Below are 26,151 nucleotides of genomic sequence, written 5' to 3'. Positions count from 1 at the left end.
TCAGAGCACCTTTCCGGTGGGCTCGAAGTCGTACGGGCCGTCCTCGGCCGGTGGTCGGCGCAGCAGGGCGATCGCGCCGGAGACGGTCGTCGCGCGCAGCGTTCCCGTGCCCGCGCCCAGCGTTCCGGTGATCTTCTTGGCGCCCCACATGCCGCTGACCCGCAGATCCTCGAAGGCGTTGGACAGGGCGCCGCTCGTGGTGTTCGCCTCGACCTTCGCGTCGGCGGGGTGCGGCAGCCGGACGGCGATCTCACCGGAGACCGTGGCCAGCCGGATGTCGGTGGGCTCCCCGGACGGATCGAGATCCAGGACCATGTCCCCGCTGACCGATTCGGCGCGTACGGAACTCCCGGCGCCGTCGACGACCGTCAGATCACCGGACACGGAGTGGAAGCGGAGGTCGCCGGTGACGGCCTGGGCCTCCAGACTGCCGGAGACCGTTTCCCCGTGGACGGAGCCGGAGAGGCCGACGAGGGTGGTGTCGCCGGTGACCCCGCGCACCTCCGTGCGCCCCCGGATGCCGGAGACGACCGCTCCGGCGCCGACGACTCCGACCTCGACGGAGGAGCCGGCCGGCACGGCGAGCGAGACGACCGCGCGGCGCCCGCGGCTCTTCGGATCGAGCCATGAGAGCAGGCCCTTCCAGGTCAGGTCCTCATAGGCGACCGTGAGGACGCCGTCCTGCTGGGTCACGACGAGCGGCGGGCCCTCGACGTCCGTGATCTCCAGGCGGGCGTGCTGTTCCTCCGTGCCCACCACGTTGACCGTGCCGTTGACGATGCGCACACGCAGCGCCGTCACCGGGTCGTCGAAGGTGAGCTTCCGGGGCTCGGCGATGGCCCACGTCGACACCGGCATGGATCTGACCTTCCGTCGGGTGCGGGATGACGCAACATATCGCGTCTCTTGGGGAACACGATATATCGCGGATCGGAGAAGTCAAGGCTGGCCAGGTGGGCGGAATGGTCTGCCAAAGCGCGCCATGCGAGGACAAACTGCCCTAGCGTGTGAGACATGAACGCGACACCCGTGGGAGCGCTGCTGCTGTGCCGGGCCGTCCCCGAGGCCGTACGGCCACCGGCGCACCTGCTGCGCGAGCCGATGGTCCTCGCGCACGCCGGGGGCGGGTGGAGCGTGCTCGTACCGGAAGGGAAGCCCTGGACGGGTGAGGGGCCGGGCGGGGACGGGCGAGAGCCCGTGGACCGGGTGGCGGGCGGCTGGGCCGCCGCGCTCGCGGTGGGTTCCACCTGGCCGGTTCTCGCGCTGTGGTGGGACGGCGACCGGGCCGGCTACACCCTCGCGGCCGGATTCCGCCGCCCCGTCGGCTACGTCTGGCTCGCCGACGGCACCCCCGTCGGCGAGGACGAGGCCATGCGCACCTTCGCGCTCCGCCTCGGCCTCGACCCCGTCCTGGACGTCCAGGCGCTGGAGGCGCTGACCCTCCCGGACCCCGACGCGGACGCCGGTGCCCGGCTGCGCGGACTGCTCGCCGTTCTCTCCCGTACCGGAGTGGCGCTCCCGGCCGGACTCGGCCCCGGTGAACCCGCCGACCGGCTGCTCGCCGCAGCCGGTGCCCAGCACGATGCGGAACGGATCGAGTGGGCCGGCTGGCGCGATGCCGTACGTGTCGAACTCGACGCGGTCGAGAGCGGAAGTCTCGGCCCGTGGGTCCGTGGCCCCCGAGCCCGTACGATCGCCGCCGCCCAGCTCGTCATGGGTGTCCCGCTCCTGCTGGTGGGCGCCAGGCGGCGCAGCGGCGGCTGGCTCGTGGCGGGCGCGGTGCTGCTGGCGCAGGGGGCGCTGGGGCTCGCCTACAACCGGATCAGGGACGAAGCGGAGGGTTTCGACACGCTCTGAGGCTTACGCGTCCTCGTCGTCCTCGTCGTCCAGCCGGGCCAGCCAGGTGGCGAGGCGCTCGACCGGGACCTCGAAGTCGGGGTTGAGGTCGACGAACGTACGCAGCTGCTCGGCCAGCCACTCGAAGGTGACCTCCTCCTCGCCGCGCCGCTTCTCCAGCTCCTCGATGCCACGATCGGTGAAATACATGTGCTGCGCTCGCTCCGGTCGGGAACAGTGATGTCCCCACCAGGGTATGGCGTGCCCGGACGGAACATGGCCGGGAACCGTCCCCCGGCGCCCCGGCATCCTCCCTCGCACCTCTCGCACGGGCCGCGTACTCCCGCTAACCTGCGGGGAGTTGGGGAACGGGGGGTGTCATGGTCGACGGTGGGGCCCGTATTACGCGCATTGAGATGCCGGACGGAACACCGGTCTGGGCACGCGTCTCCGGGGAGGAACTGGAGCCGCCGGCCGGTGGCCTGGCCTATACGGACATCGGCTACGCGGATCTCGCCGACCAGGTGCAGGCCAGGGTGGAGAGCCTGACGGGCGTCGTGAGCAGCGTCGCCCGGTCGCTCGCCGAGCCCCTGCGGGCCGTGCGGCCCGACGAGGTCAGCGTGGAGTTCGGCATCGAGCTCACGGCCAGGGCCGGCAAGGTCGTCGGACTGCTCGCCGACGGCGAGGCCAAGGGCGGTATCAAGGTCACGCTCACCTGGAACGGCGGCGGACCGCCCGTCGAACCGCCGGCCGTTCCACCGCAGGCCGCGGGCGCACCCGCCGGTGGACCGTCAGCCGGGGCGCCCACCGGCGCAACGGCGCATCCGGGCGGCGCCCCCGCGTCCGGCGGCAGCGGCTCATGACGGGGGCGGCCGGAGGGGGCGCAGAGGGCGTCTGGGACCGGACCACGCTCGCCCTGATGAACCTCGTGATGGCGGCGACCGTACGCATCCATCGGCCGGAGCCCGGGTATGCCCCTGACGGAACCGGCAGGGGCTTTCTCGGCAGCGGCTTCTTCATCGCCCCGAGCTGGGTCCTCACATGCGCGCACGTCGCGATGCAGGGGGAGGGGCGCGAAGTGGACGTGGTGTTCAGGACGGACCGCGACAGCGCCGCCGAGATGTCTGTCGCGGGCACGGTCGTCGCGACGCTGCCCGAGACCGGGACAAGCGGGCACGGCCGGCCCGGCGCGCAGGGGCCGCGCCCGCCCGTCGGCTGGGCCGCGCCCGATCTGGCCCTCATCCGGCTGCTGCGGCCGGTCGACCACGCCTGCGTGTACGTCACCGAGCGACCGGCGGCGATGCTCCCGGGCGGCACGGTCCACTACGTCGGCTGGGCCGGTGCGCGCGACGGGCAACTGGCCGCGGTGACCGGCGACTGCACGGTGAAGGGCATGTTCGGCGGGCCGGCCGACGCCGAGCAGCAGATCCGGCTGGGCGGGGACTGGCTGGAACCCGGGATGTCCGGCGGGCCGGTCGTCGACCTCGCCCGGGGCGAGGTGGTCGGCGTCCTCAAGTCACGGCTCGACGGCGAGCAGGGCGGCACCGCCATCGGCATCGAACGGCTGCGCACCATGCCGGTCCCGGGCCCGGCCCGCGAGGAGCCGCACGCCGACACGTACCAGGCCGTCTTCCACGCCCACGACCGGTACCACGCCGACCGGCACAACAGCCCCGCCGGCACCGAGCGGACCTGGGCCGACACCCAGAGCGAACTCCCGGCCAGACCGGGGCGCGCCCTCAGCCCGAAGCAGCGCATCGACCTGCTCGGCCGGCTCGCCGCATTCCCGCCGCCGGTCAGTACCCGCGGCCTGCTCGATCTCCTGGACGGTCTCCCGGGCGTCCAGGCGCGCGACCACCGCCCCGCACCGCGCGGCTGGCGCGACGGCCTCGGCGCGCTGTACGAGGTGCGCGACGGCGACGGCGCGCTGGAACTGGTCCTGCGCTACTGCATGGCGGTCATCGCCGCCGACCGGCCCTACGGCCACCCGCCCGCCACGGGCGCGGCGCAGTCCCTGTGGGAGTGGGTCCGCAGGATGGCGGACGACCATCTCTCCAGGGCCTTCCGCAAGGAGCTGGCCGTGCTGTGGGGGGCGGCCCGCCACCGCCCGGACGGGCACCGCGGGCCCGCCGCGGCACCGGCCGGCCCGGCCCGGCACAGGGAGCGGCTCTTCGTGCTGCTGGCGCTGGAACTGCGTGGCTGGGAACAGGGCCGTTACGACTGGCGCGTCAGTGTCGGCGACACCCTCGGGGACTTCCTGCCCGTGGCGGAGGACGTCCGGGGCACCACCCTGGCCGATCTGCCCGGGCGCCTCGGGGCACCGCTGACCGAGGCGTTCCGGCGCTGCGACGCCCCGGAGGGACCCGCCGTGCTCCAGGTCGGGGTCGGCCGGTCGCTGCTCGACCTGGACGTGGCGGACTGGCGTTTGACGCCCGGTGATCCGCCGCTCGGAGCCGTACGCCCGGTCGTGGTCCGCCGCTCCGACCAGCCTCCGAGGAGCGAGGAGTGGCTGAAGGAGCGCAAGGCGCGCTGGAACCGCACGGGGGCGGCCGCGATGCGCGCCCAGGCCCTCGACTGCGACGACGGGATCACCCTGCGCGTTCCGGAGTCCGAGACCCTGCGCGCCCTGGCGTACGGCACGGTCCCCCTGTTGTGCCACTACGGTGCGGACGCCCGGCCCGACGCCGCGGCGGGGCTCGACCGGCTGCTGGACAGCGGCTTCGGCGTGGCGCTGTGGCGACGGCGCGGCGCAGGAGGCGGCGCGGTCTGTACGGAGTTCCACCGGCGCGCGGCCGACACGGTGGAGGGAACCCGTACGACTGAGCAACTGCCTTACAAAGTGCATGAGTTGAGGAAGGGTGTGCATGCGGGGAGGATCGAGACGTTCTGGTCGGACGGCTTGACGCTCTATTACGACGATCCGCACCAGCCCCTGCCCGGAACCGAACAGCTCCTGGAGGCGCCATGACCGCAGGCTCCGGCCCGCCCCTTACGGAGCGTGCGTCGGCTCGCTACCGTGAAGCACGCCCGGCAACGGCCCCTCCGGTGGACGAGCGACGACGAGGAACGCTATGAGTGAACCAAGTGAGTGGCTCATCTACCGAGGGGCCGGCGAACCGCACGAGGGCGTGGAGCGGCTGCCCCCGCCACCGCCCTGGCGGGACTTCGCGGGTCGCGGCACCACCGAGGGCGGCGGGCCGGACGGCTCCGCCGACCGGCGGCTGGGCAGCAACCGGCACATGGCCGAACTGCACAGGCCGGGCGCCGAGGAACTCGAAATGATCAACGCCGCGCTCTACCTCCGCAGGCCGCTGCTGGTCACCGGGAGCCCCGGCGCCGGAAAGAGCACCCTGGCCCACTCGGTCGCCCATGAACTCGGCCTCGGCCGCGTCCTGCGCTGGCCCGTCGTCAGCCGCTCCACCCTGCTCGACGGGCTGTACCACTACGACGCCATCGCCCGGCTCCAGGACGTCCAGATCGCGGCCCACGGCGGGACCGTCGCCGCGCCCGGCGCCGACCCGACGGACGGCATCGGCAGCTACATCCGGCTCGGGCCGCTCGGCACGGCGCTGCTGCCGTCGGACCGGCCGCGGGTACTGCTCATCGACGAGCTGGACAAGAGCGACATCGACCTGCCCAACGACCTCCTCAACGTGCTGGAGGAGGGCGAGTTCGCCATTCCGGAGCTGGAACGGATCGCCGACCGGCTGCCCGACGGCGAGGCGACGGTCCTCGACAACGACGGCAACAAGGTCGCCATCAAGGGCGGCCGGGTGCAGTGCTCGGCCTTCCCCTTCATCGTCCTCACGAGCAACGGCGAGCGCGACTTCCCCGCCCCGCTGATGAGGCGCTGCATCCATCTGGAGCTCGGCCGCCCCGACCACCAGCGGCTCGCCACGTTCGTCCGCGCGCACCTCGGCGAGGAGGCCGCCCGCTCGGGGAACGACCTCATCACCCACTTCCTGGAGCGCTCACGCGGCGAACTCCTCGCCACCGACCAGCTGTTGAACGCGATCTACCTCACCGACGCCGCCGCCCCGGCCGGCCGTGACCGCCTCGCCGACCTGCTCATCCAGCGACTCGACCGGCCGAGGTGATGCACTGATGCCCGACGTCACGTCACGGCACGGACCGGACGGGGGTCCGGAGCGTCCCGACGGGCACCTGCTGACCGCGCTCGTCGCCCGCCTCCGCGAAGGCGGGCTCGACCCGGACGCCGAGCAGCTCTGCGACGCCCTCTGGCTGGCCCGGTGGAGCCGCGTCCCCGGTGCGTCCCCGGAAGGCGCCGACGGGGGACCGGCCTCGCCCGCCACCCCGCCGGGCGGGACCGCGGCCACCGGGCCCGCCGAGCGCTCCGGTGACCGGGTGCGCGGGCAGGGCGCGGTGCCGCGGGACGAGGCTCCGCGGCGGCCGGAGCGCACGGGCGCCGACCGGCGCATCTCCCTGCACCCCGTCCCGCACGGTTCGCGCACCGACGGCCGGGACCGCCCGGGCGGCGATACGCCACGGGTGGGCCGTGCGGGCGGTGCGTCCGCCCTCCCACTCGGCGTTCCGGCGGCGCCCGCCCTGCCCGGACTGCTCGAACTCCAGCGCTCGCTGCGCCCGTTGCAGCGCTACCGGACGGCCGCGCCGCCCCTGCGCACCAGGCTCGACGAGGTGGCGACCGCGGAACTCAGCGCACGCGCCGGAGGGCTGATCATTCCGGTGTTCCGTGGAGTGGCCCGCGCGGACGCCCTCCTCCAGTTCGTCATGGACGCCTCGTCCTCCATGCGGGTCTGGGACCGGATGTTCATCGAGTTCCAGCAGATCTTCAGCCAGTTGGGTGCCTTCCGGGACGTCCAGGTCCGCTATCTGCACCAGGGGCCCGACGGTGCGCCCGCCGTGAGCCGCAGCCCCGACCCGGGCGCCGCGCCGCTGCACTCCGCCGACCGGCTCAGCGACCCCACGGGCCGCCGGGTCACGGTCCTGGTCAGTGACTGCGCCGGGCCCGTCTGGCACAGCGGGCAGGCCCACCGGCTGCTGCACCACCTCGCCCGCCAGGCCCCCACCGCCGTCCTGCAACCGCTGCCGCAGCGCATGTGGAACCGCACCGGGCTCCCCGTCACCTACGGGGTCCTGTCCCGGGGCGAGGGCAGCGCCGGAACCCTGATCAAGGTCGCCGGGGACGCCGGAGGGCTCCCGAAGCCGCACGCCGGCGCCCTGGCCGTACCCGTGCTGCCACCGGTGGCCGGTGCCCTGGCCGCCTGGGCCGGACTGCTCGCCGGGACCGGAGGCGGACGCATCTGCGGCGCCGTCGGCTGGGTCCGCGCCGACCAGCCCGCGGCCACACCGGCGCGCACCGGCAGCCGCCCCTCCTCGCTCCAGCTGGTCAGCCGCTTCCGCTCGGCGGCCTCCCCGGCCGCCGGACAGCTGGCCGTCTACCTCGCCGCAGCCCCGCTCTGCCTGCCGGTGATGCAGTTGGTGCAGCGGACCATGCTGCCGGACTCCGGCCCCTCCGAGCTGGCCGAGGTGCTGCTCAGCGGACTCCTGACGCGCAGCAGGGACGACGGCGCGGAGGGCGGGCAGTGGTACGAGTTCACGCCCGGCGTCCAGGAGGCGCTGCTCGGGCCGCTCGGCCGGGACGAGGCCCTGCTCGTGCTCAAGCACTGCTCGGAGTACATCGAGCAGCGGTTCGGCAAGGCAGGCCCGAACTTCCCCGCGCTGGCCCTGGCCCAGCTGGGCGACGCCCGCACCGGCTCCGCGTACCGCACGGGCCGTCCGGCCGGTGCCGGGCCGGAGGCCGAGACCGGCGACACGGAACCGGACGGCGAAGGCGAGAACGGCGGCCCCCGCGCCCCGCACCCCTTCGCGGAGGTGGCCGCCCGCGTCCTTGAGCGGTTCATGCCGCTGCCCGAGCAGTTCGCGTACTACGGCGAGCGGCGCGGACGCCACGACCCCGACCCGGCCACCGCCACGGCCGTGGTCAGGGCCCGCGCGCTGCTGCGGCAGTTCGAGTCGGACAGCATGGTGCAGTATCTGATCGACGCCGTACAGCTGCTGCGCGGCGCCACCTACCGTGACCAGGTGTCGGTCTCCGACCCGGCGCTGTGGGCCGAGTACGCGCGCTGTCTGCTGCGGCTCTGGGAGGTGCAGGGCGGCAGTGAGCTGCTCCGGGAGTCGGAGGACGCCGCCGAGCGGGCCGCCGCTCACCCCGGGGCCGTACGCGAGCGGGCCGTCCTGGCCAAGGTGCTGCACGCCGCGGCCGACGACCGGCGCCGGCGCGGGGACCGGCGCGGCGCCCTGGATCTGCTGCGGCGCGCGGACCGGGAGTACACCGTGGCCTGCGCGGCACCCGGTCTGGACCCGGCGGAGGCCCTGCGGCTCACACTGGAGCGGGTGCGGGCCCTGGAGGCGCAGTGGCGGCTCGGCGGTGACACCGCCCTGCTCCAGGCGGCCGTCGGCATGCTGGAGGCGTTCGCCGACGTGTGGCCCGACCAGGAGAACCGCCCCACGAGTCTCGTGCTGACCCACGGCCGCGTCCTGCTGCGGCTGACCGGTGCGACCAAGGACACCGAACAGTCGCGGGTGTACGCCCGCCAGGCCGCCCGCTCGCTGCGCAAGGCGTTCGCCCCGAGCGGTGCCCAGCACACGACCGGCACGCAGGTGCGGGTCCTGCTGGACCTGGTGGACGCCCTGCTGAGCTGCGGGGACGCACCCGACGAGGCGGCCACCCTGATCGAACAGGCCCTGGAGACCGTACGGGAACAGCGGATGCGCGCCCTGCTCCAGACCCGCGCCGGCCGCGTCCACGTCGCACGGTACGAGCAGGGCGGCGACCCGGCCGAACTGGTCACGGCGGCCGACTGGTTCACCCGGGCCGCACGCGGTGTTCCCCGCGACTCCAAGGACCACGCCGACCTCCTCGCGGAATGGGGGAACGCCCTGCTGCGCCGAGCCGAACTCCCCGACGGGCGCGCGCACATCGGCTCGGCCGTGCGGGTGCTGCGCGACTGCCGTACGGAGACGGCTGCGGGCAGCCCGCGCCAGGCTGACCGGCTGCTGGCCCTCGGGCGGGCCGTGATGCTGCGCCACCGCGCCACCGAGGACCGGGTGGACCTGCGGGAGGCGGAGCATCTGTTCGGACTGGCCGCGCAGGAGGCGCGCGATCCGCTGGTGGCGGCGCGGTGCTGGCTGGAGCTGGGCCGTTCCCATCTCGACGCCTCCCGCGTGCTCCGGCGTCCGGCCCGGCTCGACGAGGCGGCGGAGGCGTTCCGTGACGCGGCCGAGTCCGCCAGGACCGCCGAAGCGGAGCTGGACGGTCCACAAGAACGCGCAGAGGCGGTGGAGTTGGGTGCTATAGCCAATCACTGGCGGGGTATGACCTATGAGAAGGCGGGACGCCCCAGAGCCGCGCGCGACGCGTACCGGGCTGCCCGCCAGGAGTGGCGCAAGCTGCCGGACGGCGGCGGCGCGGCGGGCGAGTCGACCGAGGGGCGGCTGCTCGCGCTGGGGCAATGAGCGTTCGACGGCGAGCGTTCGGAGCTGTGTTCAACGGTGAGTACGTCAGAGGTGTGCGTCCACGGGCGGGCGCACGGCCGCGAACCGGGTACGACAGCAACGGGGAGTCGTGATGAGCCAGTCGACATGTGAGAACACCGCGCCACACGCCGGTCAGGAGAGTGCTCCGGACCCGCTGCCGGATCTGCTCGGGCTCGACCTTGCCACCCTGCGGACCCTCGACCATCCCGTGCTCTCGGCGGTGGTCGCTGACCTGCGGGACCGGGCCGAGCAGCCGCGGGAGACGCTGTGGGGCTTCAACAGCGCCTTCTGAACGGGGCGCGGGCCGCCGCCCCGCAGGGCCACCCGGCCGGTTCCGGCCGGGGAGTCCTTGGGAGCCGGCCGTGCTCGGGCGGCGGCGTCTGCGCCGGTCCCGGGGCAGGGATACCCGCCCCGGACCCGTGGCGGGGGTCGTACGAGGGGCCGTACGCGGGCCCGGAGAGCATGGGGGTGCCGGAGTGTCCCGGAAGGCGACCTCTGGCGCGGCTCCGCGCAGCGGCCCCGTGAGCCCCGTTCCTTTCGGACAGTTCATCGTCAAGGTGCACGGCCGCTGCAATCTGGCCTGCCGGTACTGCTACCTCTACGAGGGCCCGGACGACACCTGGCGCGACCGCCCCGCCGCCGCGTCGCCCGCCGTCCTGGACCGGACCGCCGCCCGCATCGGTGAGCACGCGGAGACCCACCGGCTGCGGGAGGCCGCCCTCGTCCTGCACGGTGGCGAACCCCTGCTCGCGGGCGCGGACCTGCTCGCCGGCTTCACCGAACGGGTCCGCGCACGCGTCCCCGGCACCTGCGCCGTCCGCACCACCGTGCAGACCAACGCCACCCTGCTCACCGACGCGCGCGTCGCGACCCTCGCCCGGCACGGCATACGCGTCGGCATCAGCCTCGACGGCGGCCTGGCCGCCCACAACACCCAGCGCCTGGACCATGCGGGACGCCCTTCCTGGCCCGCAGCCTCGCGCGGCGCCCGGCTCCTCGCCGAGCGGTATCCGCAGGCGTACGCGGGCATCCTCACCGTCGTCGACCCGCGCACCGACCCGGTCGAGATGTACGAGTCGCTGCTCACCCTGCGGCCTCCCGCCCTGGACCTGCTGCTCCCGCACGGCAACTGGACCGCACCGCCGCCCGGCCTGCCCGCCGGCGCCGAACCCCCGGCCCGGCCCGTCGGTTCCGGCCGGCCCACCCCGTACGGCGACTGGCTGTGCGCCGTCTTCGACCGCTGGTGGCCGGCCGGGCACCGCGAGACCCGGATCCGTCTCTTCGAGGAGTGCCTCGCGCTGCTGCTCGGGCTGCCCGCAGCCACCGAGTCCCTCGGGCTCGATCCGCTCAACGCAGTCGTGGTGGAGACCGACGGAGCCATCGAGCAGGTCGACTCGCTCAAGTCCGCCTACGACACGGCGGCGGCCACCGGGCTCGACGTCTTCCGCCACACCTTCGACGAGGCGCTGCGCCACCCCGGCGTCGCCGCCCGTCAGGCGGGCGCCGGTGCGCTCGCGCCGGTCTGCCGCGGCTGCCCGCTGCTCACGGTCTGCGGCGGCGGCCACTACGCCCACCGCTACCGCGCGGGGCACGGCTTCACCCACCCTTCCGTCTACTGCGCCGACCTCGACCGGCTGATCCGCCATATCGCCCGCCACCTGGCAGAGGCGGCCGCGGGAGACCCCCCGTGAGTCCCGCGCTGCCCGAAGGCGCGCTGCGCGCGCTGGGCCGCACGGAAGGCGACGCGCACACCCTCGGCCTCCTCGTACGCGACCAGGACACCCGCCGGTTCGTGCTCCTGCGCGCCCTGCTCGACGCCGCGGCCCAGGCACCGGACCCCGTCTGCCCTCCGGAGCTGCGTCACCGCGTCGCCACCGACTGGGCCCTCCTGGAGGCGGCCGACGGTGCCGACCGGGCCGCCGCCCGCTCCGTACTGCTCTACCCGCTCGTCGGCCCGTGGGCCCTGCGCTGTCTGCGCGGTCTCACCGGAGCCGCCCCCGGACCCGAACTGCGCGCCGACCTGGCGCACTTCGGGGCGCTGGCGGTGGCCGCCGCGATCCGCGCCGGGCTGAGCTTCACCACGCGGATCGTCTCCCCCGGACCGGTGCTGTCGTTCCCCACCGTCGGAGCGCTGGACGTCCGGCCGGGCGAGGTGGGTGTCAGCGCGGACGCGACGGAGGTGACGTTACGTCAGACGGGGCCCGCGGAGGTGGTCGTACAGCTCGACGCCGGTGCCGCGCGCTCCTGGGACCCGCGCTGGCGGTCCACCCGCACCCTGCCGCCGCTGCTGTCCGGCGCCGCCCCCGTCCCCATGGACGACCTCGACCCGTACCGTACGGCCGGCCCCGGGCCGCACGGGCTGGGCGCGGCGGTCCGTGTCGAGGGCCCGGAGCGCACGGGCTGGGCACAGGCCTGGGCGGGCACGGCGGCCGAGCTGCGGACCGGCGGCCACCAGCGGCTGGCCGAGGCCGCCGTTCTGCTGCGCTGTCTGGTGCCACTCGCCCCGCCGCCCGGTTCCGGGCCGAGCGGAACCAGCGCGGCACACTGCAGCGGCACCCGGCGTGAGGCGTTCGGCGCCGTACTCAGCAGCCGGCCCGCCACCTCCGCCCACTTCGCCTCCACCCTCGTGCACGAGCTCCAGCACACCAAGATCGCCGCACTGAGCGCCATGGCCCCCCTGCACCACGAGGGCCCCGACGCCCGGTACTTCGCACCGTGGCGGCCCGACCCCCGGCCCTTCGACGGGCTCCTCCAGGGCGCCGTGTCCCATGCGGCGCTCGCCGACTTCTGGCAGCAGTGCGCACTCGGCGCGGAACGCACCGACCAGCGGGACCTGGCCTGGTCCGAACACGCCCGCAGACGCGAACAGGTGGGCGCCGTGCTGCCCGTCCTGGCCGGGTCCGGGGCCCTGACCCCCGAGGGGCGGGTGATCGTCAACGAGTTGATCACGCTCTACCACCGTCTGGCGGAATCTCCGGCTCCAACGGGGCATCAGGCGCGGGCGCGGGCGTATGTCCGTACGGCCCGGGTGATATGGCAGCAGAGGAACGACGCGAAACGACGGTGAACAGGCACGTCCGTGCTGCGGGAACATGCGGACCCGTCCGGTCGTCCGTGTATGTTGATTAGGCTTGAAACGATGCAGGGAGACGGTTGAATGCCCGTAGCGCGTAAGCAAGTTGGAGCAACGGGGACGCAATCCGTCACCATTAGTTTCGCCGGGTTCAACCGGGCCTGGGCGGTCTGGATCGGCGACCGTCTCGAACGGCGTGGTGTACGGGTCGTCCACCAGCGGTGGGATCCCCAGGCGGGGGCCACGCTCGAGGACGAGCTGCGCGATCTGATGCTCGCCCCCGGCCGCATCCTGGTCGTCCTCAGCGACTGGTACTTCCAGCTGGGCCCCCGCAGCCACGACGAGTGGAACCGGGCGCTGCGCACCGTGGTCGCCCCGGAGTCGGAGCGCTTCGCCGCCGTCTCCGTGACCACCTCCGCGCTGCCCGGCGCCACCTCGGTCTTCGGCGCCGCCGAACTGACCAACGTAGGGGAGGAGGAGGCGGAGCGGCGCCTGCTCGCCCACCTCGACCTGCCCACGGACCCACTGCCCCGCACGGACGGCGGGCGGCCAGGAGCGCGTTTCCCCGCCGACACCCCTGAGGTGTGGGGCGGAGTACCCCGCCGCAACACCCGGTTCACGGGCCGTGAGGGCCTGCTCAGCGAGGCGTACCACGCACTCCAGAGCGCGGGCCAGGGCGCCGGGGTCGTCACGCTGCACGGCATGTCGGGTGTCGGCAAGACGCAGTTGGCGGCGGAGTACGTCTACCGCTTCGGCTCCGACTACGACGTGGTCTGGTGGGTGCCCGCCGACCGCCGCGCCCTCTACCGCCAGCGCCTCGCCGAACTCGCCCCGGAACTGGGCCTGGTCACCGGCGCCGAGTACGGGGAGCGGCTGCGCGCCGTCCGTGACTCGCTGCGGCGGGGCCGGCCGCACTCCCACTGGCTGCTGATCCTGGACGGCGCCGACGAGCCCGACCAGATCGGGGACCTCGTACCGACCGGTCCTGGTCATGTCCTGATCACCTCCCGCAACCCCGAATGGCGCGAGCACAACAGCCACCTGGTGGAGGTTCCGGTCTACGACCGCGGTGAATCGGTCTCCTTCATCCGCCGCCGTGCCCCGCGTCTCACGCACACCGAGGCCGATCAGCTGGCGAACGCGCTGGAAGACCTCCCGCTGCTCCTCGACCAGACGGCAGGCTGGCTCAACGACTCCGACATGTCGGTCGCGGAGTACATCGAACTCCTCGAAGGCGGCATCGACCAGGACGTGGTCAAGGTGTCCGCGGACTTCCCGCTGGCCTTCCAGACCGCCTGGTCGATACTGCTGAACAAGCTCAAGGAGACCGTCCCCGAGTCCGTGGACCTGCTGCGGCTGTGCAGCTTCTTCGCCCCGGGCTCCATCCCCGTACGCCTCCTCAGGGAGATGCCGCCGGGTGATCTGCCCGAACAGCTCGCTGGGCTGATGAACGATCCGCTGCTGTGGAACAAGGCGATCGGCCAGCTGCGCCAGTACTCCGTCGTACGACTGGAGTCCCACGAGTCCTCGGTGGAGGAGGCCTCGTCCGCCGGTGAGTCGGTCTATCTGCACCGCATGGTCCACAAGATCGTCGGCACCGACATGCCCGCCCGGGACCGGCAGGAATTCATCGACGTCGTCCGCAAGGCTCTGGCGGCCGCGGACCCCGGGCGCCCCATCGACGCCATGTACTGGCCCGCGTACGCCGAGATCACCCCGCACCTGAAGTGGGCCGAGGTCCTCGAGAGCAGGGACCCCGCCGTCCAGGCCCTCGTCCTCAACTGCCTGCGCTACATGTACTTCTCCGGGGAGTACCGGGCGGGCATCAAGCTCGGCGAACGGGCCATGACCGCCTGGCGGGACCTGCTCGGTGAGACCCATCCCCGGGTGTGGGACCTCAGCTACAACTACGCCAACCTGCTACGGGCCGTGGGGGACTACGCCGGGACGGAGGCCATGGAGCGGGCCGTCGTCGACCATCTGCGCACCGAACGCGGTCCGCAGGACCTGGAGCACCTGCGGGCCGCCAACGGCCTCGCCGCCGACCTCCGCGGTCTGGGCCGCTACGACGAGGCGCTTGAGCTCTCCACGTGGCTTCTCGGCGCCTACCGCGAGGTCCTCGGTGACCAGGACGCCCGTACCATCAACGCCCAGAACAACCTGGCCATCTCCCTGCGGCTGCTCGGACGGTACGAGGAGTCCCTGGAGCTCAACCGGCGCACGCTGGAGGCCCGCCGCCAGCTCCTCAAGGCGCGGCACGGCTGGACCCTGTTCTCCGAGATCAACTACGCCACCGACCTGCGGCTCCTCGGCCGCTACAACGAGGCGGAGTCCCTCCAGGCCCAGAGTGCCCGTGTGCACCGGATCGCGCTGGGCGAGGACACGCCCCAGACCCTGCTCGCCGAGTACAACCTGGCCCTGTGCCGCTACCGCTCCGGCGACCGCGGCAAGGCGGCGGCTGCGTTCACCCGGGTCCTCGAACGGGGCGAGCGGGTGCTGGGCGAACACGGGCCGCTGACTCTGATGTTCGCGGCCGGACAGAGCTGCTTCGCCCGCGAGCACGGCGACATCGACCAGGCCAGGACGATAAGCGATTACGTCGTCAACGGGTATCTGATGATGCTCGGCGAGAGCCACCCGTACGTCGCGGGCACGCGCTCCAACCACGCCCTGGTCCTGCGCAACGTCGGGGAGCGTGACCAGGCCCACCAGCTCATGGAGCAGGCCCTCACCGATATGACGAGGTCCGTGGGCGAGAACCACCCCTGGACCCTGGGCTGCGCGATCAACGCCTCGGCGCTGCGCAACCTGGTGGGCGACCCGGAGTCGGCCGCCGCGCTCACCGAGCTGACGGTCACCCGGGCCACCGAGGTCCTCGGCAGGACGCACCCGCTGACGCTGTCCGCCAGGATCGCGCACGCGGCGGACCTGCGCGGTCTGCGGGACCGGCTGCGGGCGGAGAAGGTCGAGAGCGAGGCCCTGGGCGATCTGGGATCGACGCTGGGCCCGCAGCACGTACACACCGTGTCGGCCCGCTCGCGGAACCGGCCCTTCTGGGACTTCGAGCCCCAGATGATCTGACCGGTACGCCCTCCCCGACAGGCCGAAGGCCCGGTTCCGTGAGGTGACTCACGGAACCGGGCCTTCGGTTCGGACAGCGGCTGATCAGGCCTCGAACACCTCGGTGAGGAGTTGAGCCTGCTCTGCCTGGTGACGCTTGGCCGAGCCGACCGCGGGGGACGAGCCGCGCGGCCGCGAGATGCGGCGCAGACGCTCACCGTGCGGGACGTCGGCGCCGACGGCCAGGTCCAGGTGGTCGATCAGGTTGAGCGCGATGAACGGCCACGCACCCTGGTTGGCCGGCTCCTCCTGGGCCCAGAGGTACTTCTCGGCGTTCGGGTACTTGGCGATCTCGGCCTGGATCTCGGCACCCGGCAGCGGGTACAGACGCTCCAGACGGATGATCGCCGTCTCGGTGTCCCCGCGCTTCTCGCGCTCGGCGTCCAGGTCGTAGTAGAGCTTGCCGGCGCAGAAGACGACCTTGCGGACGCTCTCCGGGGTGACCGACTCGTCACCGATGACCGGACGGAAACCGCCGGTGGTGAACTCCTCCACCTTCGACGCCGCCGCCTTGAGACGGAGCATCGACTTCGGGGTGAAGACGATCAGCGGCTTGTGGTGCGGGTTGTGCACCTGCCACCGCAGGAGGTGGAAGTAGTTCGACGGCAGCGTGGGCATGGCCACCGTCATGTTGTCCTGCGCGCACATCTGGAGGAAGCGCTCCGGGCGGGCGGACGAGTGGTCCGGGCCCTGGCCCTCGTAGCCGTGCGGCAGCAGCAGCGTGACGCCCGAGGTCTGGCCCCACTTCTGCTCGGCCGAGGAGATGAACTCGTCCACGACGGTCTGGGCGCCGTTGACGAAGTCACCGAACTGGGCTTCCCAGATGACCAGCGACTCCGGGCGGGCCAGCGAGTAGCCGTACTCGAAGCCCATCGCCGCGTACTCGCTGAGCAGCGAGTCGTAGACGTTGTAACGGGCCTGGTCCTCGGTGAGGTACAGCAGCGGGGTGTAGTCCTCGCCGGTCTTCTGGTCGACGAGGACCGCGTGGCGCTGGCCGAACGTGCCGCGGCGGGTGTCCTGGCCGGCGAGCCGGACCGGGGTGCCCTCCATCAGCAGCGAACCGATGGCGAGGGTCTCGCCCATGCCCCAGTCGATCGTGCCGTTGTCCACGGACGCGGCGCGACGCTGCATCTGCGGCATCAGGCGCGGGTGGACGGTGATCCCGTCGGGGATGTTCACCTGCGATTCGGCGATCGCCTTGATGACCTCGGTGGAGACCGCGGTGGTCACGGCCACCGGGAACTCGGCCTGGACGCGCGGGACGTGCGGCTGGGACGGCTCCGAGGTGGCCTCGCGGACCTCCGCGAAGACCTTCTCCAGCTGGCCCTGGAAGTCCTGGAGCGCCTGCTCGGCCTCTTCCAGCGTGATGTCGCCGCGACCGATGAGGGACTCGGTGTAGAGCTTGCGCACCGAGCGCTTCTTGTCGATCAGGGTGTACATCTGCGGGTTGGTGAACTCCGGGTTGTCGCCCTCGTTGTGACCGCGGCGGCGGTAGCAGATGAGGTCGATCACGACGTCCTTGTTGAACGTCTGCCGGTATTCGAAGGCGAGCCGCGCGACGCGGACCACGGCCTCCGGGTCGTCACCGTTGACGTGGATGATCGGAGCCTCGATCATGCGCGCCACGTCCGTGGCGTACATCGAGGAGCGCGAGGACTCCGGGGCGGCCGTGAAGCCGACCTGGTTGTTGATCACCACGTGCACGGTGCCGCCGGTGCGGTAGCCGCGCAGCTGAGACATGTTGAGCGTCTCGGCGACGACGCCCTGGCCCGCGAACGCCGCGTCGCCGTGGAGCGCGACGGGAAGGACCGTGAAGTCCGTGCCGCCCTTGTTGACGATGTCCTGCTTGGCGCGGGCGATGCCCTCCAGGACCGGGTCGACGGCCTCCAGGTGCGAGGGGTTGGCGGCCAGCGAGACCTTGATCTGCTCACCGTCCAGGCCCGTGAAGGTGCCCTCGGCGCCCAGGTGGTACTTGACGTCGCCGGAGCCGTGCATCGACCGCGGGTCGAGGTTGCCCTCGAACTCCCGGAAGATCTGCGCGTACGACTTGCCCACGATGTTCGCCAGGACGTTCAGCCGGCCGCGGTGGGCCATGCCGATGACGACCTCGTCGAGGCGGGCCTCGGCGGCGGAGTCGATGACCGCGTCGAGCAGCGGGATGACGGACTCGCCGCCCTCCAGGGAGAACCGCTTCTGACCGACGTACTTCGTCTGCAGGAACGTCTCGAACGCCTCGGCGGCGTTGAGACGGCGCAGGATCCGCAGCTGCTCCTCGCGCTCCGGTGCGGGGCGCGGACGCTCCACCCGGTCCTGGAGCCACTTGCGCTCCTTGGGCTCCTGAATGTGCATGAACTCGATGCCGGTGGTGCGGCAGTACGACTCACGCAGGACACCGAGGATGTCGCGGAGCTTCATCATCGTCTTGCCGGAGAAACCGCCGACCGCGAAGTCCCGCTCCAGGTCCCACAGGGTGAGGCCGTGCTCGGTGATGTCGAGGTCGGGGTGCTTGCGCTGGCGGTACTCCAGCGGGTCGGTGTCGGCCATGACGTGGCCGCGGACCCGGTAGGAGTGGATCAGCTCGAAGACCCGAGCGGCCTTGGTGACGTCGTCGTCGTGCGAGGCGTCGATGTCCCGGAGCCAGCGGACCGGCTCGTAGGGGATGCGCAGCGCCTTGAAGATCTCGTCGTAGAAACCGTTCTCGCCGAGCAGGAGCTGGCTCAGGACGCGCAGGAACTCGCCGGAGGCGGCGCCCTGGATGACCCGGTGGTCGTACGTCGAGGTCAGCGTCATGACCTTCGAGATGCCCAGCTTGTTCAGGGTGTCCTGCGACGTGCCCTGGAACTCCGCCGGGTAGTCCATCGCGCCGACGCCCATGATGAGGCCCTGTCCGGGCATCAGGCGGGGCACCGAGTGCACGGTGCCGATGCCGCCGGGGTTGGTCAGCGAGGCGGTGACTCCGGAGAAGTCGTCCATGCCGAGCTTGCCGACACGGGCACGGCGCACGATGTCCTCGTACGCCTGCCAGAACTCGAAGAAGTTGAGCGTCTCGGCCTTCTTGATGGCCGCGACGACGAGCTGGCGGTCACCGTTGGGCTTGACCAGGTCGATGGCCAGGCCGAGGTTCACGTGCTCCGGCTTGACCAGGGTCGGCTTGCCGTCCTTGACCGCGAAGGAGTAGTTCATCGACGGCATGGCCTTGAGGGCCTGCACCATCGCGTACCCGATGAGGTGGGTGAAGGAGATCTTCCCGCCACGGGCGCGCTTCAGATGGTTGTTGATGACGATGCGGTTGTCGAAGAGCAGCTTCACCGGGACGGCGCGGACGGACGTGGCCGTCGGCAGCTCCAGCGAGGCGTTCATGTTCTTCGCGACGGCGGCCGAGGGGCCGCGCAGCGTCACGTACTCGGGTCCCGCGGTGGCCTCGGCCACCGGAGCGGCCTTCGCCGCGGCGGCAGGTGCCGGAGCAGCCGCGGCCTTCGCCGGGGCAGCGGGCGCGGCAGGCGCGGCGGCAGCCGGAGCCGCGGCCGGGGGCTGCGCCGGGGCGACAGGCGCGGCGGCCGGAGCCGGGGCCTGCGCGGCCGGAGCGTCGGCGGTGGGCGGGGTCGGTGCGGGCCCGGCCGGGCCCGGCGTCACCGCAGCCTCCGCGGCTGGGGCGTCGGGCTTTTCCGCCGTGCCGGACGTGCCCGGCTTGTAGTCGGCGAAGAAGTCCCACCAGGCGCGATCGACGGAACTTGGGTCCTGGAGGTACTGCTGGTAGATCTCGTCGACGAGCCACTCATTGGGGCCGAATGCGGCGGCAGGGTTCTTACCCTGCTCCGATTGGTCGGTCGAGATGCTCGAGTTACTGGGGGACTGAGACGACACGGCGGCAACCGCCCTCTTCCGCTTCACAAGGTGATGGACAGCGGAAATCAAGGCTACGCCCCCCCGGCCGTAACGTGCAGTCCGGGCCTGTGTTCGTCGCGTACATCACATCGGAAGCCGGGTTTCGGCACAGGAAATGGCGGGAAACAAGCGGGGTTCCGCTGCACCTGGGGTACGCGACAGAGCGGTTACGGCCACTCGACCACAACCACACTGGGGAAGTGCACGCAGAATGTGCCCTTCCGGTTCGAACTCTATGTCAACCTCGCGGCTGGGGGGCTCCCGGAAGAGTGACCTGGATCCGGCATCCGCGTGCGGATTCGGCCACGCGGATGCGGCCACCGTGCAGTTCCACCGCCCAGCGTGCGATCGCCAGGCCAAGCCCCGTGCCTCCGTCGCTGCCCGGACCGTGCGGGGAGGGGACCTGGCCGCGGTTGAAGCGCTCGAAGACCCGGTGGCGCTCGGCCTCCGGGATGCCGGGGCCCTCGTCGACGACTTCCAGCTCCAGCGACTCGGGGCGCTCCCCGCGCCGGGCCAGTACGGTGACCCGGCCGTGCGGAGGACTGTGCTTGACCGCGTTGTCGATGAGATTGGCGACCACCTGGTGCAGCCGCTCCGCGTCGGCATGCGCCGTCAGCTCGAGCGGCGACACGTCGAGATGCAGATGGACGTCGAGCCGGGAGGAGTTGCCGGAACCGGAGGGGAGCCCCCGCCGCGAGGCCGCGAGGTTGGCCTCCTTCAGCACCCCCGAGAGATACGGCCACACCTCGAAGCGGCGGGCCTTCAGCGCCACCACTCCGTTGTCCAGCCGGGAGAGATCGAGCAGGGTCTCCACCAGCCTGCCCAGCCGCTCGGTCTGCTGGAGCGCCGTGCGCATCGTCTCCGGGTCGGCGGCGGACACCCCGTCGACGACGTTCTCCAGCACGGCTCTCAGCGCCGCGATGGGGGTGCGCAACTCATGGGAGACATTGGCCACCAGCTCCTTGCGGTGCCGGTCCTCGGCCTCCAGATCGTCCGCCATGCGGTTGATCGTCTGCGCCAGGTCGCCCAGCTCGTCACGGCGGCCGGCCCCGCTCACCCGTGTCGTGTAGTCGCCGTGCGAGATGGACCGGGCCACAGCTCTCATCTCGTCCAGCGGCGCGGTGAGACCGTGCGCGACGAACTGGGTGATCAGCAGGGTCGCGATCACCGAGAACACCGTGATGAACCGGAACTCGGTCCTGGTCCGCAGGGCCACGATCAGCAGGCCGGTGGTGATGAACACCGAGATCACGACGAGCGTGCCCAGCTTGGCCTTGATGGAGAACGGCCTCAGCCGGGGGCCGGGGCCGCTCATGGCGCGGAGGTCTCCAGCGCGTAACCGACGCCGTGGACGGTACGGATGCGCTCCGCGCCGATCTTCCGGCGCAGGGCCTTGATGTGGCTGTCGACGGTCCGGGTGCCCGAGGCGTCCGCCCAGTCCCAGACCTCGGCCAGCAGCTGCTCCCGCGAGAGCACGGCGCGCGGCGTGTTGGCGAGGCAGACCAGCAGGTCGAACTCGGTCGGTGTGAGGTGGACGTCGTCCGCCCGCACCCGGACCCGGCGCTGCGCGTGGTCGATCTCCAGCTCGCCGAGGCGCAGGATGCCGCTGCGCGGCGTCACCGCGGCGAGCGCCGCACGTTCCACCCGGCGCAGCAGGACGTGCACCCGGGCGGCCAGCTCACGCATGGAGAAGGGCTTGGTCATGTAGTCGTCGGCGCCGACGCCGAGCCCGACCAGCATGTCGGTCTCGTCGTCGCGCGCCGTCAGCATGAGCACCGGCACCGGGCGCTGGGCCTGCACGCGGCGGCAGACCTCCAGACCGTCGAAGCCGGGGAGCATGATGTCGAGCACCATGAGATCGGGCTGCCACGCCTCGGCCGCGTCGACGGCCGCGGGGCCGTCGAGCGCGGTCTGTACGAGAAAGCCCTCGGCCCGGAGTCTCGCGGCAATGGCGTCAACGATCGTGGAGTCGTCCTCGACCACCAGGACCCGGCGCTGAGCACCAGGGGTGGCCGCGACGCCGTTGTGGGTGGTGTGTGTCTGTTCCATCGCCCCGCCCCTGCCCGTTCTCGCGGGAGCCATTCCCCCCGGAGGCACGGTCTTCGCTTGTGAATGTCGTGGGAGATTCCATGTGCCGGTCAGAAGCGTAAAGGCAGCGGACGGCCCACGGCTACGCAGGGTGTTGCCCCGTGTGAGGACTTCGTGAGGAGTTCGCGGCCCCGGGAGGGCGGATCGTCGGCCTTGTCTGGCTTGGCCGTCGCATACGGGCGATGTGCGTACCCGGTGGGGGCTCAGTGGGTCCGCAGTGCGAGATGGACCACGTCCGGCACACCTCGGGCAACGGCTACTTCTTCAGTGCGTACCGCGCTGAATCCGGCATACCGCATCGACTGCTCGAAGGCGGACGAGGGCTGCGCGGACCAGACGGCGAGGACTCCGCCCGGCGTGAGGCGCTCCTTGCAGACCGCGAGACCGGCCGCGGAATAGAGGCTTCCGTTGTCTTCCGTGACGGTCCAGTCGGGGCCGTTGTCGATGTCCAGGCACAGGGCGTCGTAACGCTCCGTGGTCGTAAGGAGGTGGGCGACGAGGTCCTCCTGCACGATCTCGGTCCGCGGATCGGCCAGCGCAGGTCCCGAGATCCGGTCCAGCGGCCCCTGCCGGTGCCAGTCCACGATCGCCTGTTCCCGCTCGACGACGACGATCCGCCCCCAGCGCTCCTCCCCGGCGGCCCGCACGAGCGAGAACCCGACGCCGAGACCGCCGATGAGTACGGCCGGGGCGGTGCGCCCGGCGGGCAGCGCCGCGAGCGCCGCGTCGATCAGCAGCCGCTCGGACCGTCCGTCGGAGGTGTCCATGAGGAAACACCCGTTGGCGATGATCTCGAAGTCGTCCCCGCGCTCACGCAGAACGACTTCGCCGAACGGTCCTTCGCGGCGGTCGAGTGTGACGGGGGCGGTGCCGGCGGACATGACGTGGGCTCTCCGGTCTCCTGTGGTGACGGTCGGGTCGACCGACCATCCTTGCGTGACCGGCGGCCCGGGACCAGCGAATTGCGGAGACCGCGGCCCAGGAAACAGACGTCCGCGAGCGCGAGCGTGAACGAAGGGCGGCCCGCCCCGATGTACGGCCAGGTCGCCGCGAACGTTCCGGCCAGGGCGAGGAGATAGCAGGCGACCGCTCCGACGGCGCTATCACCCACAGCCAGCCGCCGACCTTCGTACCCCGGTGCGAGCCCGCGGACTGCCAGGCCGTGACGAAGGTGTCCTGCAGTACCTCCCGCACGGTCTCCGGGTCCCCGCACCGCCGGCTCAGCCGGGCGTGGAGCCAGCCCGCGTGCCGGTCGTAGAGCGCGCCGAGCGCGCTCGCGTCGCCTTGAGCGACGGCACGCAGCAGCGCGCCGTCCTCGTCGTCCCCATCGGCCCCCGAAGGGCGCAGCAGCCTCACACCTGCTCTATCGACGGCCGGACGGCGTCCGGTTCACCGGTCCCGCTCTTCGGTGCCCCGGGGTTCAGCGGACCGGTGGGAGCAGGGGCGCGAACGTGACGTCCGCGGCGGCCGTGGTGACCTCGGCCTCGTTACTGATGGCCCACGCCGCGACCCGTGATGCCGCGGCCGCGGGGATCTCCTCACTGATTCCTCGGGCCGCCGGAATGTTGTACGTCGCGTGGGCGTCGTACGGGAGGACAACTCGATAGTCGCGCGCCAGGGCTCCACGGGCCGTGGCCTGGACGCACATCTCGGACATCAAGCCGCAGACGACGAGCCCCCGCACCCCGTGGCCGACCAGCAGGCCGCCCAGCGTGGTGCCCTCGAAGCCGTCGTCCTGCGACTTGCGCACGACGGACTCGCCGGGGCCTGTCCCGACCGGGAGGTGGAGTTCCCAGCCCGGGGTGTGGGGCTCGTCGCCCGCTCCGGTGGGCCCGTCGTTCTGGATGTGGACGACGAGCGCCCCGCTCGCACGGGCCCGTGCGATCAGGCCGGTGGTCCGGTCCAGGAGCAGGGCCGCCCCGGGCACCGCGCCCGCCCCGCTGACGAAGGCGGACTGCACGTCCACGACGAGGAGGGCCTGGAGGGGAGAGCCGGAGAGGGTCATGGCGCCATCATCGCGAACCGGGCCCCAGGTGAGTGATCGCTGCGAGCGAACAAGACTTGGGGAACATTCAGGCGCTCAGGAGCATTGAGTCGGCATAGCTCAACTTGACTGCCGAAGGGGAGATCATGGCTAAGGAGTCCAAAGCGTTCACACCGATCGATCTGCCTGTCCTGCCGCTCGACGACGAGGTGGTGCTGCCCGGAATGGTGGTGCCGCTCGATCTGTCGGACACGGAGGTACGGGCCGCCGTGGAGGCCGCGCAGGCCGCCGCGCGCGCCGGTGGCGGCAAGCCCGAGGTGCTGCTCGTCCCGCGTATCGACGGGACCTACGCGGGGACCGGCGTCCTCGGCACCGTCGAGCAGGTCGGCCGGCTCTCGGACGGGGACCCGGGTGCGCTCATCCGGGCCCGTGACCGGGTGCGGATCGGTGCCGGGACCAGTGGGCCCGGCGGAGCGCTCTGGGTGGAGGGGACCAAGGTCGACGTGCTCGTCCCCGATCCCCTGCCCGGCTCCGCGGCGGAACTGGTCACGGAGTACAAGGCACTCGCCACCAGCTGGCTGAAGAAGCGCGGGGCCTGGCAGGTCGTGGACCGGGTGCAGCAGATCGACGACATCTCCGCGCTCGCCGACAATTCCGGCTACTCACCCTTCCTGACCACCGCCCAGAAGGTGCGGCTCCTGGAGACCGCCGACGCGGTCGCCCGGTTGAAGCTCGCCATCCAGTGGCTCGGCGAGCACCTCGCCGAGCAGGACGTGGCCGAGTCCATCGCCAAGGACGTCCAGGAGGGCGTCGACAAGCAGCAGCGCGAATTCCTGCTGCGGCGCCAGCTCGACGCCGTACGCAAGGAGCTCTCCGAGCTCAACGGGGACCCGGAGGACGAGTCCGACGACTACCGGGCCCGTGTCGAGGCCGCCGACCTTCCCCAGCACGTCCGCGAGGCCGCGCTCAAGGAGGTCGGCAAGCTGGAGCGCTCCTCCGACCAGAGCCCCGAGGGCTCCTGGATCAGGACCTGGCTCGACACCGTCCTGGAACTGCCGTGGAACGAGCGGACCGAGGACGCGTACGACATCCCGGGCGCCCAGCGCGTCCTCGACGCCGAGCACGCGGGACTCCAGGACGTGAAGGAGCGGATCACCGAGTACCTGGCGGTGCGCAAGCGGCGCGCCGACCGCGGCCTGGGTGTCGTCGGCGGCCGGCGCGGCGGCGCCGTGCTGGCGCTGGTGGGTCCGCCCGGGGTCGGGAAGACCTCACTCGGTGAGAGCGTCGCGCACTCCATGGGCCGCAAGTTCGTCCGCGTCGCACTCGGCGGTGTCCGGGACGAGGCGGAGATCAGGGGCCACCGGCGTACGTACGTCGGCGCCCTGCCCGGACGGATCGTCCGCGCCATCAAGGAGGCCGGTTCGATGAACCCGGTCGTCCTGCTCGACGAGATCGACAAGGTCGGCTCGGACTTCCGGGGCGACCCGGCCGCCGCCCTCCTCGAGGTCCTCGACCCGGCGCAGAACCACACGTTCCGCGACCACTACCTGGAGGTCGAACTCGACCTCAGCGACGTCGTCTTCCTGGCGACGGCGAACGTGCTGGACGCCATCCCGGAGGCCCTGCTCGACCGGATGGAGCTGGTCAGGCTGGACGGGTACACCGAGGACGAGAAGGTCGTCATCGCCCGCGACCACCTGCTCCCGCGCCAGCTGGAGCGGGCCGGTCTGGAGCGGGAAGAGGTCACGCTCGACGAGTCCGCGCTGCGCAGGCTGGCCGGCGAGTACACCCGTGAGGCCGGCGTCCGCAACCTGGAGCGGGCCGTCGCCCGGCTGCTCCGCAAGGTCGCGGCCCAGCACGAACTGGGCGAGCGCGAGCTGCCGTTCACCGTCACCGACGAGGATCTGCGGAGCCTGATCGGGCGCCCGCACCACGTACCCGAGTCCGCACAGGACCCGGCCGAGCGCCGCACCGCGGTGCCGGGCGTGGCGACCGGGCTGGCGGTGACCGGCGCGGGTGGTGACGTGCTGTTCGTCGAGGCTTCGCTGGCCGACCCTGAGACCGGGGCGTCCGGACTGACCCTGACGGGTCAGCTCGGTGACGTCATGAAGGAGTCCGCGCAGATCGCACTGAGCTTCCTGCGGTCGCACGGCGCCGAGCTGGAACTGCCGGTCGCGGATCTCAAGGACCGCGGGGTGCACATCCACTTCCCGGCGGGTGCGGTGCCCAAGGACGGTCCGAGTGCCGGAATCACGATGACGACGGCGCTGGCCTCCCTGCTGTCCGGCCGGCAGGTCCGTACGGATGTGGCGATGACCGGCGAGGTGTCGCTGACCGGACGGGTGCTGCCGATCGGCGGCCTGAAGCAGAAGCTGCTGGCCGCGCACCGCGCCGGGATCACGACCGTGGTGATCCCCAAGCGGAACGAGGCCGACCTGGACGACGTGCCGGCCGAGGTCCTCGACGGTCTGGAGGTCCACCCGGTGACGGACGTCCGCCAGGTGCTGGAGATCGCCCTCGCCCCGGCCTCGGCCGGGCTCCGGGAGCAGAGGGTCCCGGCCGCGGTGTGAGTGTCATGCAGTGACGGGCGTGGCATGACGTGCACGGCCGGTACGGACGGCCCGTTCTCCCGGAGGGGAGGGCGGGC

17 protein-coding genes and 1 pseudogene are annotated in these 26,151 nt (G+C 72.2%); 10 read left to right on the top strand and 8 right to left on the bottom strand.

Features of this window, described 5'->3' with window-relative positions; genetic code table 11:
- Entirely contained in the window at nucleotides 1-858 is an 858-nt protein-coding gene (locus F0344_RS10475; RefSeq protein ID WP_185298523.1) for a DUF4097 family beta strand repeat-containing protein, read from the bottom strand.
- 156 nt (nucleotides 859-1,014) lie between these two features.
- Between F0344_RS10475 and F0344_RS10470 the strand changes: the two genes are divergently transcribed.
- On the top strand, nucleotides 1,015-1,857 hold the full coding sequence (locus F0344_RS10470) for a hypothetical protein (protein ID WP_185298522.1): 843 nt from the start codon (nucleotides 1,015-1,017) through the stop codon (nucleotides 1,855-1,857).
- Between the two features lie 3 nt (nucleotides 1,858-1,860).
- Here the strand turns inward: F0344_RS10470 and F0344_RS10465 are convergent, their stop codons facing one another.
- A complete protein-coding gene (locus tag F0344_RS10465; RefSeq protein WP_003966321.1) occupies nucleotides 1,861-2,046 on the bottom strand; it encodes a DUF6104 family protein in 186 nt (61 codons plus the stop codon).
- Nucleotides 2,047-2,216: 170 nt separating this feature from the next.
- Here F0344_RS10465 and F0344_RS10460 point away from each other — a divergent pair, with 170 nt between their 5' ends.
- The 8 genes from F0344_RS10460 (at nucleotide 2,217) to fxsT (ending at nucleotide 15,508) form a co-directional block, all read left to right on the top strand.
- Complete coding sequence (locus F0344_RS10460; RefSeq protein WP_185298521.1) at nucleotides 2,217-2,699, top strand: CU044_2847 family protein; 483 nt, start codon at nucleotides 2,217-2,219, stop codon at nucleotides 2,697-2,699.
- 56 nt (nucleotides 2,700-2,755) lie between these two features.
- Entirely contained in the window at nucleotides 2,756-4,804 is a 2,049-nt protein-coding gene (locus F0344_RS10455; protein ID WP_258049838.1) for a serine protease, read from the top strand.
- 103 nt (nucleotides 4,805-4,907) lie between these two features.
- Complete coding sequence (locus F0344_RS10450; RefSeq protein WP_185298520.1) at nucleotides 4,908-5,933, top strand: AAA family ATPase; 1,026 nt, start codon at nucleotides 4,908-4,910, stop codon at nucleotides 5,931-5,933.
- 7 nt (nucleotides 5,934-5,940) lie between these two features.
- Nucleotides 5,941-9,333: an SAV_2336 N-terminal domain-related protein gene (locus F0344_RS10445; RefSeq protein ID WP_185298519.1), complete on the top strand. Its 3,393-nt coding sequence runs from the start codon at nucleotides 5,941-5,943 to the stop codon at nucleotides 9,331-9,333.
- A gap of 112 nt (nucleotides 9,334-9,445) precedes the next feature.
- Nucleotides 9,446-9,646, top strand: a complete 201-nt coding sequence (fxsA, locus tag F0344_RS10440) for an FxSxx-COOH cyclophane-containing RiPP peptide (RefSeq protein ID WP_185298518.1) — start codon at nucleotides 9,446-9,448, stop codon at nucleotides 9,644-9,646.
- Between the two features lie 229 nt (nucleotides 9,647-9,875).
- A complete protein-coding gene (locus F0344_RS10435) occupies nucleotides 9,876-11,045 on the top strand; it encodes an FxsB family cyclophane-forming radical SAM/SPASM peptide maturase (protein WP_185298517.1) in 1,170 nt (389 codons plus the stop codon).
- Nucleotides 11,042-12,421, top strand: a complete 1,380-nt coding sequence (locus F0344_RS10430; protein WP_185298516.1) for an aKG-HExxH-type peptide beta-hydroxylase — start codon at nucleotides 11,042-11,044, stop codon at nucleotides 12,419-12,421. The genes F0344_RS10435 and F0344_RS10430 overlap by 4 nt, the downstream gene beginning before the upstream one ends.
- A gap of 90 nt (nucleotides 12,422-12,511) precedes the next feature.
- Nucleotides 12,512-15,508, top strand: coding sequence for an FxSxx-COOH system tetratricopeptide repeat protein (fxsT, locus tag F0344_RS10425; RefSeq protein WP_185298515.1), 2,997 nt, complete (start codon nucleotides 12,512-12,514; stop codon nucleotides 15,506-15,508).
- Between the two features lie 84 nt (nucleotides 15,509-15,592).
- On the opposite strand, the gene F0344_RS10420 is transcribed toward fxsT, so the two are convergent.
- The 6 genes and pseudogenes from F0344_RS10420 to F0344_RS10395 all read right to left on the bottom strand — a co-directional run bounded on the left by F0344_RS10420 (nucleotide 15,593) and on the right by F0344_RS10395 (nucleotide 23,525).
- A complete protein-coding gene (locus F0344_RS10420) occupies nucleotides 15,593-19,411 on the bottom strand; it encodes a multifunctional oxoglutarate decarboxylase/oxoglutarate dehydrogenase thiamine pyrophosphate-binding subunit/dihydrolipoyllysine-residue succinyltransferase subunit (RefSeq protein ID WP_185298514.1) in 3,819 nt (1,272 codons plus the stop codon).
- Between the two features lie 259 nt (nucleotides 19,412-19,670).
- Nucleotides 19,671-20,747, bottom strand: a complete 1,077-nt coding sequence (locus tag F0344_RS10415; RefSeq protein ID WP_185298513.1) for a HAMP domain-containing sensor histidine kinase — start codon at nucleotides 20,745-20,747, stop codon at nucleotides 19,671-19,673.
- Nucleotides 20,744-21,481: a response regulator transcription factor gene (locus F0344_RS10410; RefSeq protein WP_185298512.1), complete on the bottom strand. Its 738-nt coding sequence runs from the start codon at nucleotides 21,479-21,481 to the stop codon at nucleotides 20,744-20,746. Before F0344_RS10410 ends, F0344_RS10415 begins: the two co-directional genes overlap by 4 nt.
- Before the next feature lie 242 nt (nucleotides 21,482-21,723).
- Entirely contained in the window at nucleotides 21,724-22,401 is a 678-nt protein-coding gene (locus F0344_RS10405) for a spermidine synthase (RefSeq protein ID WP_185298511.1), read from the bottom strand.
- Between the two features lie 217 nt (nucleotides 22,402-22,618).
- Nucleotides 22,619-22,876: pseudogene (locus tag F0344_RS10400) on the bottom strand (RNA polymerase sigma factor); the annotation flags it as partial.
- Nucleotides 22,877-22,940: 64 nt separating this feature from the next.
- Nucleotides 22,941-23,525, bottom strand: coding sequence for an isochorismatase family protein (locus tag F0344_RS10395; protein WP_185298510.1), 585 nt, complete (start codon nucleotides 23,523-23,525; stop codon nucleotides 22,941-22,943).
- Nucleotides 23,526-23,650: 125 nt separating this feature from the next.
- Between F0344_RS10395 and lon the strand changes: the two genes are divergently transcribed.
- Nucleotides 23,651-26,074: an endopeptidase La gene (gene lon, locus F0344_RS10390; protein WP_185298509.1), complete on the top strand. Its 2,424-nt coding sequence runs from the start codon at nucleotides 23,651-23,653 to the stop codon at nucleotides 26,072-26,074.
- The last annotated feature ends 77 nt before the right edge of the window (nucleotides 26,075-26,151 follow it).

Source organism: Streptomyces finlayi (assembly GCF_014216315.1).
Classification (GTDB): domain Bacteria; phylum Actinomycetota; class Actinomycetes; order Streptomycetales; family Streptomycetaceae; genus Streptomyces; species Streptomyces finlayi_A.
The sequence above is the reverse complement of the archived record's forward strand: the minus strand, read 5'-3'. Positions and strand labels throughout refer to the sequence as shown.

Bases quoted from the DNA above. Each gene is read 5' to 3' on its own strand.
- F0344_RS10475 (WP_185298523.1), bottom strand. From the start codon at position 858: ATGCCGGTGTCGACGTGGGCCATCGCCGAGCCCCGGAAGCTCACCTTC.
- F0344_RS10470 (WP_185298522.1), top strand. From the start codon at position 1,015: ATGAACGCGACACCCGTGGGAGCGCTGCTGCTGTGCCGGGCCGTCCCC.
- F0344_RS10465 (WP_003966321.1), bottom strand. From the start codon at position 2,046: ATGTATTTCACCGATCGTGGCATCGAGGAGCTGGAGAAGCGGCGCGGC.
- F0344_RS10460 (WP_185298521.1), top strand. From the start codon at position 2,217: ATGGTCGACGGTGGGGCCCGTATTACGCGCATTGAGATGCCGGACGGA.
- F0344_RS10455 (WP_258049838.1), top strand. From the start codon at position 2,756: ATGAACCTCGTGATGGCGGCGACCGTACGCATCCATCGGCCGGAGCCC.
- F0344_RS10450 (WP_185298520.1), top strand. From the start codon at position 4,908: ATGAGTGAACCAAGTGAGTGGCTCATCTACCGAGGGGCCGGCGAACCG.
- F0344_RS10445 (WP_185298519.1), top strand. From the start codon at position 5,941: ATGCCCGACGTCACGTCACGGCACGGACCGGACGGGGGTCCGGAGCGT.
- fxsA (WP_185298518.1), top strand. From the start codon at position 9,446: ATGAGCCAGTCGACATGTGAGAACACCGCGCCACACGCCGGTCAGGAG.
- fxsT (WP_185298515.1), top strand. From the start codon at position 12,512: ATGCCCGTAGCGCGTAAGCAAGTTGGAGCAACGGGGACGCAATCCGTC.
- F0344_RS10415 (WP_185298513.1), bottom strand. From the start codon at position 20,747: ATGAGCGGCCCCGGCCCCCGGCTGAGGCCGTTCTCCATCAAGGCCAAG.
- F0344_RS10410 (WP_185298512.1), bottom strand. From the start codon at position 21,481: ATGGAACAGACACACACCACCCACAACGGCGTCGCGGCCACCCCTGGT.
- F0344_RS10405 (WP_185298511.1), bottom strand. From the start codon at position 22,401: ATGTCCGCCGGCACCGCCCCCGTCACACTCGACCGCCGCGAAGGACCG.
- F0344_RS10395 (WP_185298510.1), bottom strand. From the start codon at position 23,525: ATGACCCTCTCCGGCTCTCCCCTCCAGGCCCTCCTCGTCGTGGACGTG.
- lon (WP_185298509.1), top strand. From the start codon at position 23,651: ATGGCTAAGGAGTCCAAAGCGTTCACACCGATCGATCTGCCTGTCCTG.